Raw genomic sequence first — 9,549 nt, forward strand, 5'->3', positions numbered from 1 at the left:
CGCGCCGCGCCTCATTCGATCCTGATGTCGGCGGCCTTCACGATCGCCCGGTTCTTGGCCAGGTCGCGCGCGATCTCCTCGGCGAAGGCCGCCGGCGTGCCAGGCTGGGCCACGATGCCCAGCTTGGCCAGGCGCTCGCGCATCTCCGGCGTAGCGAGGACCTTGTTCAGGGCCTGGTTGAGCCTCGCCACCACGGCGGGCGGCGTGCGGGCCGGCGCGGCCAGGCCGACCCAGGAGTTGATCTCGAAATCCTTCAGGCCCGACTCGATGAAGGTGGGCACGTCCGGCAGCGAGGCCACGCGCTGGCGCGAGGCCACCGCGATCGGGGTCAGCTGCTTGCTCTGGATGAAGGGCATGGCGCCCGCAACCGCCGTGAAGTTCATCGGCAGGACCCCGCTCACCACGTCGCCCATGGCCTGGCCGCCGCCCTTGTACGGCACGTGGACGAGGGTCATGCCGGTGCGCTGCTTCAGCATCTCCCCTGCGAGATGGGTGGTGCTGCCGGTGCCGGCATTGCCGTACGACAACCCGCCGGGCGTCGCGCTGGCCACCGCCTGCAGCTCGGACAGCTTGCTGGCCGGGACCTTGGGGTTGACCACCACGATCAGCACGGCGTCGCCGATCTTGCCGATGGGGGCGAAGTCCTTGAGGGTGTCGAACGGCACCTTGGGATACACGCTGGGGTTGATGACGAGCGTGCCGTCATAGGCGAGCAGCAGCGTGTAGCCGTCCGGCTCGGCGTTGGCCACGATCTGGGTGCCGATGTTGCCGGCGGCGCCGGGCTTGTTGTCCACGATGACCTGCTGGCCCAGTTCCTGGCCGAGTTTCTCGGCCACGATGCGCGCGCTGGTGTCGGTCACGCCGGCCGTGGCGAAGGGCACGACCAGGCGGATCGGCTTAGAGGGGTAGTTGCCCTGGGCGTGGGCGGCGGGCAGGGCGGCGGCGGCCAGGGCGAGGGCGGCGGCCAGCAGACTGCGGCGGGAGGAGAGGCGTTGGAAGTTCACGGTCGGTGGTGGGTGGTTCGTGGTTGTGTCTTTGGGGCGCGCGGCTCACTCGGGCTTGATGCCGCCGCGCTGGGCGACGGCGGCCCACTTCGCGGCCTCGCTGCGCACGAAGCGATCGAGGTCCGCGGGGCTGCTCAGCACCATCTGGGCGCCCTGCTCGCGCAGGCGCGTCGCCACGGCCGGGTCGGCGCTGACGGCGCGCAGGTCACGGCCGATCTGCTCCACCAGCGCCGGCGGCATGCCGGCCGGCCCGAACATGCCGTACCAGCTCAGGGATTCGACGCCCTGCACGCCGGCTTCCGCGAAGGTCATCGCGTCCGGGAACACGGCCAGGCGCTCCTTCGCGGCCACACCGACCACCCGCAGGGTGCCCGCCTGCACATGGGGCAGGGCGGTCAGCACGCTGGTGAAGCCCATGGGCAGGTGTCCGCCGATGATCTCGACCATCATCGGCGCGCCGCCCTTGTAGAAGACCTCCACCGTCTTCAGGCCGGCGGCCTGGCGCAGCAGTTCGCCCGTGAGCCGGGTCTGGCCTTCCGAGTTGCCGATCCCCAGCTCCTGGCTGCGCGCGGCCTTCAGCAGGTCGTTGAGGTTCTTGTAGGGGCCGTTGGCGGCGACGACCAGGACCATCGGCGAGGTCGCCACGTTCGTGATCGGGGTGAAGGCCGTCACGGTGTCGTAGGGCAGCTTCTTCATCAGCACCGGGTTGACCGCGTGCGAACCCACCACCAGCAGCAGGGTGTAGCCGTCCGGCGGCGCCTTGGAGACCAGGCTGGAGCCGATCACGCCGTTGGCGCCGGTGCGGTTGTCCACCACCACGCTCTGGCCCCAGCGGTCGCTGAGCTTCTGGGCCAGCTGCCGGCCCACGATGTCGGTGCCGCCGCCGGGCGCGTAGGGCACGACCAGGGTCACCGGCTTGGCCGGAAAGCTGTTGGCCAGGCCGGGCCGCGAGAGCGTGAGGGCGGCCAGTCCGCCGAGGGCGGTGCGTCGGTTGAATGCGCCGGGCGTGGCGCGCAGGGGGCGTTGCAAGCGTGTCTCCTCGGGTTGGCGGGTCCGGTCGCCGTCGATGCGGCAATCCACCGGCCTGGTTTGCAGAAGCCGTGCCAGCCAGTCCGTTCGCGCAAGTGCTTGATTCCTATGGCGGCCGGTGTCGCATCGCGGCGGTCATGTCGCACGGCCGTGCAACAATCGCGTCTCACCATGAGACATCGCTGAAACATGACGCCGGATCTCCTCGGCCCGGGCGCCCGGTTGCCTCGCCTGTGCTTCCTCGGCTACCGGCACCTGCGGGAGTTTTCCGCGCCGGTGATCGAGCAGTACCGCGACCGCGCCGAGATCGAGCTGGTCGATTGCACGGTGAGCCAGGCCGTGGCGCTGGCCCGCCAGCGGGTCGACCAGGGCCGGGTGGATGCCTTCATCAGCGCCGGCGCCAATGGCGGCCTGCTGCGGCGGCAGGTCCGGGCGCCCGTGGCCACGATCCAGCTGGCCGGGCTCGACATCCTCCAGGCCCTGATCACCGCGCGCCGCAGCTCACGGCGGGTCGGCGTGGTGGTGTACGGCCAGACCCTGCCCGACCTCGAGGCCGTGAAGGACCTGCTGCGCATCGAGATCGCGCAGTTCGCCTACCAGACGCCCGACGACGCGCGCCGCAGCGTCGAGGCGCTGCGCTCGGCCGGGTTCTCCGTGATCGTGGGCTCCAGCATCGTGGTGGAGCTGGCGGAGGCGGCGGGGCTGTGCGGGCTGCTGGCCTACTCCCCGGCCAGCATCCGCCAGGGCTTCGAGGACGCCATCGAGCTGGCCCGCGTGGCCCGCATGGAGGCCGAGCGCCATGCGCAGCTCGGCGCCGTGCTGCACACGCTGGACGACGCGGTCCTGGCGGTGGACCGGACCCACCAGGTGATCGCGGCCAATCCGCCGATGCAGCGCATCCTCGGCGCCGACGCCGCCAGCCTGCTGGGGCGCGACCTGGCCAGCCTGCAGCCGGAGCTGTCCCTGCGCGAGACCCTGAGCAGCGGCGCGTCCGACGGGACCCAGGTCCTGCGCCTGGGGCGGCGCAACTGGGTCGCCAAGCGGGCGCCGGTGCGGGTGCGCGGCGAGGTCGTGGGCGCCGCGCTGACGCTGTACGACGCCCGCTCCATCCACGAGGCCGACACCCGCCTGCGCATCCAGCAGCGCCGCCAGCAGGCGGCCGCGCGGCACAGCTTCGAGGACCTCGAGGGCCAGAGCCCCGCCCTGCTGCGGGCCGTCGCCAGCGCGCGGCGCTTCGCCCGCACCGACCTGACCATCCTCATCGCCGGCGAGAGCGGCACCGGCAAGGAGCTGTTCGCCCAGGCGATCCACAACGAGAGCGGCCGCGCGGACAAGCCCTTCATCGCCGTCAACTGCGCGGCCTTCCCCGAGAGCCTGCTGGAGAGCGAGCTGTTCGGCTACGAGGACGGGGCCTTCACCGGCGCGCGGCGCGGCGGCAAGCGGGGCCTGTTCGAGGCGGCGCACACCGGCACCCTGTTCCTCGACGAGATCGGCGACATGCCGACCTCGCTGCAGACCCGCCTGCTGCGGGTGCTGCAGGAGCGGGAGGTGCTGCGCGTGGGCAGCGCCGTGCCGGTGCCGGTCGACGTGCGCGTCATCGCGGCCACGCACCAGCCCCTGGCCGAGATGGTGACGCAGCGCCGTTTCCGGCAGGACCTCTACTTCCGCATCAACACCCTGCTGCTGTCACTGCCGCCGCTGCGCGAGCGCGCCGGCGACATCGCCCTGATGGCGACGCGCCGCGTGCAGCGCTGCCTCGCCCGGCTCGGGTCCACCCGGCCCGTCGAGCCGGCGCTCCAGCCCCTGATGCCTCGCCTGCTGGCGCATGACTGGCCGGGCAATGTGCGTGAGCTGGAGAACCTCTGCGAGCGGCTGGCGGTGTTCCTGCTGCAGTTCGATCCCGGCGAGCCGGTGGACTGGAGCGGCCTGCCGCAGGACTGTCCCGAGCTGTTCCCGGGGATCGCGCAGGCCGGCGTGCCTGCGGCGCCGGCGGAGATGCCTGCCCGGACACGGGCCCGGATGGCAGCCGAGATGGCGGCCGGGATGACGGCCGGGATCCCGGCCGAGATGCCTGCCCCCGCGGTCGACATGCGGCCGTCCCTGGTGCGGCAGGCGCTGCAGCAGCATGGCGGCAACCGGCAGGCGGCCGCGCGCGCCCTGGGGGTCAGCCGTAGCACGCTGTGGCGCTGGCTGCGGCAGGACCCGGCGGGCTGAACGGGGCCGGCCTCAGCCGGGCGGGTCGGCCTGGCGCCGGGCCGCGAAGGCCATCAGGCGCTCGTCGCGCCAGGCGCGGCGGGCCTCGAGGTCCGCGTGGGCCAGGTGTTCCCGGCGCTGCGCCTCCACCTGCCGGATCAGCCCCTCGTCCCAGGGCGCCTCGTGGCGGCGTGAGTCGGCGATGCGCTGGTACAGCGGGCCCAGGCGTTGCGCGTAGTCGGCCACGCCGCCGGGGGCGTTCAGGTCGATGGTCTCGAACGGGCCCATGAACGACCAGCGCCAGCCCAGGCCGTCACGGAGGGTCTTGTCGATGTCCTCGCAGCTGGCCACGCCGTCCTCGACCAGCGCCCAGGCCTCCCGCAGCAGCGCCGCCTGCAGGCGGTTCAGCACGAATCCCTCGACCTCCTTGCGCACGTGCACCACGGTCTGGCCGACCGCCTGCATCAGCGCGTCGGCGAAGGCGACGGTCTCCGGCGCCGTCGCGGGCGAGGGCACCAGCTCCACCACCGGCACCAGGTAGGGCGGGTTGACCGGGTGCACGATCAGCACGCGGGGCGAGAGGTCCAGGCCGAGCGCGAAGGCCGAGCCCGGGATGCCGGAGGTGGAGCTGCCGACGATCAGGTCCGGGCCGGCCAGGGCCTCCAGCTCGAGCATCAGCTGCCGCTTCACGTCCACCCGCTCCAGGACGGATTCCTGCGCGTAGCAGGCGCCGTCGACCGCCTCGGCCAGCGTGGCCACCGGCGTGATGCGCGCCAGGATGGCCGCCGGCTCCTCGGCGACGAGGCCGTGCCGGTGCAGCCCGGCCAGCTGGCTGGCGATCAGGGGCAGGGCGGCGCGGGTGACGTCCGGGTTCCGGTCGAACAGCCTCACCGGCAGGCCGGCGCGGGCATAGACGATGGCCCAGCCTGAGCCCACCAGCCCGGCGCCGACGATGGCGACGGGACGGCGCCCCGTGAGTTCCGCGAGTGCGGTCATGCGTTTGTCTCCTTGTGTTGTACGGTCCCGCGCTCCACCAGCCGGCAGGGGACGGTCACGCAGCGCGCGGTGACCTCGCCCTGGATCTGGTCGAACAGCAGGTCGCAGGTGGCTTCCACCATCCGGTCCACGTCCTGCTGCACCGTGGTGAGGTCGTAGGACGGCCAGCCGGCCTGGGGGACGTTGTCGAAGCCGACCACCGAGACGTCCTGCGGCACGCGCAGGCCCAGGTCCGTGCGCAGCGCCTCGAGGGCGGCGATGGCCATGTGGTCGTTGGCCGCGAAGAGGGCGTCGGGCCGGCGGGCCGGGTCGCTGAACAGGTCCAGCGTCGCCTGGCGCGCGGCGGCGAAGTCGTAGTGGCCGACCGCCCGGCCCTGCAGCCTGAGGCCGGCGGCGGCCAGCGCCTCGCACAGCCCGGCCTCCCGCTCGAGGCTGGTCGATGCGTTGGCCAGGCCCGCCAGCCAGGCGATGCGCCGGTGCCCCGTGCGCACCAGCATCTCCCCGACGAGCCGGCCGCCCTCGCGGTTCTGCGAGGTGACCGAGCTGGTCGCGAAGCGCCCGAGCGCGCCGAGCTGCGCGACCCGGTTGAACAGCACCACCGGGATGCCGGCCTCGGCGCAGTCGTGCGCGAGCCCGGACGACAAGGTGGTGGACGCCATCACGATGCCATCGACCTGGTAGGGCAGGATGTCGGCCAGGATGGCGTCGGCATCGACGGTCTCGCTGATGAACAGCAGCACGTGCCAGCCCTTGCGCTGCAGCGCTTGCGACAAGCGCTCGATCACCATCGGGTAGAACTGGTTGTCCAGGTGGCTCATCACCAGGCCCACCATGCCGCTGCGCCGCGTGATGAGCGTGCGGGCGATGGCATTGGGCCGGTAGCCCAGCTCGGCGGCGGCCGCCAGGATGCGCTGGCGGGTGTCGGGGGCCACGCTGGCGCCCGGGGTGAAGGCGCGGCTCACCGCCGACTGCGAGACGCCCGCCAGCCGGGCCACGTCATGCGCGGTGGGCTTGGGCTTCATGCGGCGGTCCAGCCCCCGTCCAGCATCAGGGCGCTGCCCGTCATGAGGCTGGAGGCCTCGCTGGCCAGGAACACGATGGGGCCCATCACTTCCTCGACCCGGCCGATGCGGCCCAGCGCGATCCGGTCGACCACGAAGTCGCGGAAGGCCGGGTCGGCGAACATCGGCGCGGTGAAGGCGGTCTCGATGAAGGTCGGGCAGATCGTGTTGACGCGGATGCCCGCCGGCCCCAGCTCCCAGGACAGCGCCTGGGTCAGGCCCTCGACCGCGTGCTTGCTCGCGCAGTACACGGTGCGGCGCGGGCTGCCCACATGGCCCATCTGCGAGCTGACGTTGATGATCGAGCCCTGCTCGCCCGCCTCGACCATGCGCCGGGCGACGGCGCGGGTGACGTAGAAGGTGGCCTTCACGTTCAGGTCGAAGATGGCGTCGATGTCCTCGTCGGTCGTGTCGGCCAGCAGCTTGGGGCGGTTCATGCCGGCGTTGTTGACCAGGATGTGGAAGGCTGGCCGCTCGGCCAGGGCCGCGGCCACCGCCTCCGAGTCGGTCACGTCCAGCGCGACCCAGTCGGCGCGTCCCCCGTGGGCCCGGATCGCCTCGCAGGCTGCCTCGAGCTCCCCGGCGGAGCGGGCCGCCAGCGTGACCGCGGCGCCGGCCTGGGCCAGCGCGTGGGCCGCCGCGAGCCCGATCCCGCGGCTGGCGCCGGTGACCAGGGCCCGCTTGCCGTCCACCCGGAAGCCGGGGAAGGCGGGCAGCTGCGTGCTCACCGGGCGCCCCCGTGCGCGCGGGCGCGTCGCAGTCGCGCGGCGCTCATGCGTCCAGCGCCGGCACCGGCTGGTACCACGGCACCTCCTCGCGGGTGCCGTAGCGGCGCACGCGGATGTTGGCCTGCTCGCCGTGCCCGGCGAAGTTCTCCATGTGGCACAGGCGGGAGCAGTACTCGCCGATGAGGGCGCTGGCCTCGTCGGTCTCGACCCGCTGGAAGGTGCAGGTCTTGAGGAATTTGCCGACCCACAGGCCGCCGGTGTAGCGCGCCGCCTTGTTGGTCGGCAGGGTGTGGTTGGTGCCGATCACCTTGTCGCCGAACGCGACGTTGGTGCGGGGGCCGATGAACAGGGCGCCGTAGTTGGTCATGTGGTCCAGGAAGAACCCCGGGTCGCGGGTCATCACCTGCACGTGCTCGGAGGCCAGCTCGTCTGCCTTGCGCAGCATCTCCTCGCGCGTGTCGCAGACGATGACCTCGCCGAACTCGGCCCAGCTCTGCGCGGCGATGGCCGCGGTGGGCAGGACCTTCAGCTGGCGCTCGATCTCGGCCAGGGTGTCGCGCGCCAGGGCCTCGCTGTCCGTCAGCAGCACCGAGGGGGAGGTGGGGCCGTGCTCGGCCTGGCCCAGCAGGTCGACCGCCACCAGCTCGCCGTCGACCGAGTCGTCGGCGATGACCAGGGTTTCGGTGGGGCCGGCGAACAGGTCGATGCCGACGCGGCCGAACAGCTGCCGCTTGGCCTCGGCGACGAACATGTTGCCCGGGCCGACCAGCATGTCCACCGGCTTCAGGCTGGGCGTGCCGACGGCCATGGCGACCACGGCCTGCACGCCGCCCAGCACCAGGATCTCGTCGGCGCCGGCCAGGTGCATGGCGGTGACGATGGCCGGGTGCGGCGCGCCCTGGTACGGGGGGGCGGTGGAGACGATGCGCTTGACGCCGGCCACCTTGGCGGTGAGCACGCTCATGTGGGCCGAGGCGATCATGGGGTACTTGCCGCCGGGCACGTAGCAGCCGACCGCGTTGACCGGGATGTGGCGGTGTCCGAGGAAGACGCCGGGCCGGGTCTCCACTTCCACGTCACGCATGGAGTCGCGCTGGACCTGCGCGAAATGGCGGATTTGCGCCTGCGCGAAGCGGATGTCCTCCAGCTCGCGCGCCGACAGGCTCTTCATCGCCTGCTCGATCTGCGCCTGGGTCAGGCGGAAGTCCTGCGGGTCCCAGTTGTCGAACTTGCGGCTGTACTCGCGCACCGCTTCGTCGCCGCGCTGTTCGATGTCCTGGATGATGCCTTCGACGGTGGCGCGCACCTTGGCGTCGTCCGCGTTCCGGGCCTGGGCGTCCCGGCCGCGCTTGAGGTATCTGATCATGGGGTTCTTCCTGGTTGAGGCTTTGCATTCGTATGCAGCGCCCGCAGTCTTTGGGGCTTGCATTCGTATGCAATTAGGTGTTTTCCCTGGGGTGTGCGGCAGCGCCCGGCCGCCGGGGCGGATCCGGGCGCTCGCCGCGGGGGCGTTCAGGCCGGGACGGGTTCCTGGGCCAGGGCCCGGGACTCGGCCACCAGGCTGAAGTACTGCGCCATCGCCGCCGCGGCGCCGTCGCCGTCGCGCGCGCGCAGGCACTCGAGCACCCGCCAGCGCAGGGGGTTCAGCGCCGGCAGGTAGATGGCCTGGGCGCGCGACTGCGCGACCTGCGCGGACACCACGTACTCCAGCATGGTGCTGAGCGATTGCGCCACCACGGCCAGCATCTCGTTGTGCGCCGCGGTGGTCAGCTGCTTGAAGAAGGTGATGGCCGCCTCGGCGCGGCGGACCATGTCGCCCTCCTGCGCATGGCGGTCCAGCCGCCGCAGGTTCTGCTCGATGGCGTCGAAGTCTTCCTCCCGACCCGCCGCGCTGGCCAGGCGCACCAGGCTCACATGCACGGCCGCGCGGGCCTGGACCAGTTCCGCCTCGGAGGCCGGGCCCCGGGAGGCCAGGGCCCGCAGCGACTGCGCGAGCATCATGTAGGCCCCCTTGTAGAACACCAGCGCGTCCTCGTCGCTGCTCTGCTCGAAGGCTTCCACCTGGCCGACGAAGATCACATGGTCGCCCGCGTCGTGCTGGGCGAAGACGCTGCACTGGAAGTTGGCGATGCAGTCGCGCAGCACCGGCGCGCGGCCCCAGCCGCGGGTGTAGGCCACGCCGTCGAACTTCTCCGCCATGCTCTTGCTGCTGCTGGCGAAACGGCCGGAGAGGTCGTCCTGTCGGTGGGACAGCACGTTGATGGCGAACTGCTGCGTCTGCCGGAAGATGTCGATGGACTTGCTGTTCTTGCGCAGGCTCCAGAGCACCAGGGGCGGCTCCAGCGAGACCGAGCTGAAGGAGTTGCAGGTCAGCCCGACCGGCTGGTCCTGGGCATCCACGGTGGTGATGACGGCCACGCCCGTCGGGAAGCACCCGAGGGCCTGGCGAAAACTCTGGGAGGTGGGGGCTTGCTGCGTCTGGCTCATGGCTGGATTCCTTGGATCACTGGTTCGCTGGCGAAAAAGTGTAGGAGCCGG

General features: G+C 72.0%; 8 protein-coding genes. 1 reads left to right on the forward strand and 7 read right to left on the reverse strand.

What is annotated here, in order from left to right; genetic code table 11:
* Positions 1 to 11: 11 nt before the first annotated feature.
* Positions 12 to 1,004, reverse strand: a complete 993-nt coding sequence (locus ACT80S_RS05575; protein ID WP_377413647.1) for a Bug family tripartite tricarboxylate transporter substrate binding protein — start codon at positions 1,002 to 1,004, stop codon at positions 12 to 14.
* Positions 1,005 to 1,049: 45 nt separating this feature from the next.
* Positions 1,050 to 2,033, reverse strand: coding sequence for a tripartite tricarboxylate transporter substrate binding protein (locus tag ACT80S_RS05580; RefSeq protein ID WP_377413650.1), 984 nt, complete (start codon positions 2,031 to 2,033; stop codon positions 1,050 to 1,052).
* A 189-nt stretch (positions 2,034 to 2,222) separates the two neighbouring features.
* Between ACT80S_RS05580 and prpR the strand changes: the two genes are divergently transcribed.
* Positions 2,223 to 4,247 (forward strand): propionate catabolism operon regulatory protein PrpR, encoded by a 2,025-nt coding sequence (gene prpR, locus ACT80S_RS05585; protein WP_377413653.1) that lies wholly within the window; start codon positions 2,223 to 2,225, stop codon positions 4,245 to 4,247.
* Between the two features lie 12 nt (positions 4,248 to 4,259).
* Here the strand turns inward: prpR and ACT80S_RS05590 are convergent, their stop codons facing one another.
* The 5 genes from ACT80S_RS05590 to ACT80S_RS05610 all read right to left on the reverse strand — a co-directional run bounded on the left by ACT80S_RS05590 (position 4,260) and on the right by ACT80S_RS05610 (position 9,498).
* On the reverse strand, positions 4,260 to 5,222 hold the full coding sequence (locus ACT80S_RS05590; protein WP_377413656.1) for a 3-hydroxyacyl-CoA dehydrogenase: 963 nt from the start codon (positions 5,220 to 5,222) through the stop codon (positions 4,260 to 4,262).
* Positions 5,219 to 6,244 (reverse strand): LacI family DNA-binding transcriptional regulator, encoded by a 1,026-nt coding sequence (locus ACT80S_RS05595; protein WP_377413661.1) that lies wholly within the window; start codon positions 6,242 to 6,244, stop codon positions 5,219 to 5,221. Before ACT80S_RS05595 ends, ACT80S_RS05590 begins: the two co-directional genes overlap by 4 nt.
* Positions 6,241 to 7,011 (reverse strand): SDR family NAD(P)-dependent oxidoreductase, encoded by a 771-nt coding sequence (locus tag ACT80S_RS05600; protein WP_377413664.1) that lies wholly within the window; start codon positions 7,009 to 7,011, stop codon positions 6,241 to 6,243. The genes ACT80S_RS05595 and ACT80S_RS05600 overlap by 4 nt, the downstream gene beginning before the upstream one ends.
* A 43-nt stretch (positions 7,012 to 7,054) precedes the next feature.
* Complete coding sequence (hisD, locus tag ACT80S_RS05605) at positions 7,055 to 8,377, reverse strand: histidinol dehydrogenase (protein ID WP_377413667.1); 1,323 nt, start codon at positions 8,375 to 8,377, stop codon at positions 7,055 to 7,057.
* Positions 8,378 to 8,523: 146 nt separating this feature from the next.
* Positions 8,524 to 9,498: a flavin reductase gene (locus ACT80S_RS05610; RefSeq protein WP_377413669.1), complete on the reverse strand. Its 975-nt coding sequence runs from the start codon at positions 9,496 to 9,498 to the stop codon at positions 8,524 to 8,526.
* Between the last annotated feature and the right edge of the window lie 51 nt (positions 9,499 to 9,549).

It is taken from the genome of Ramlibacter sp. MAHUQ-53 (assembly GCF_052600055.1).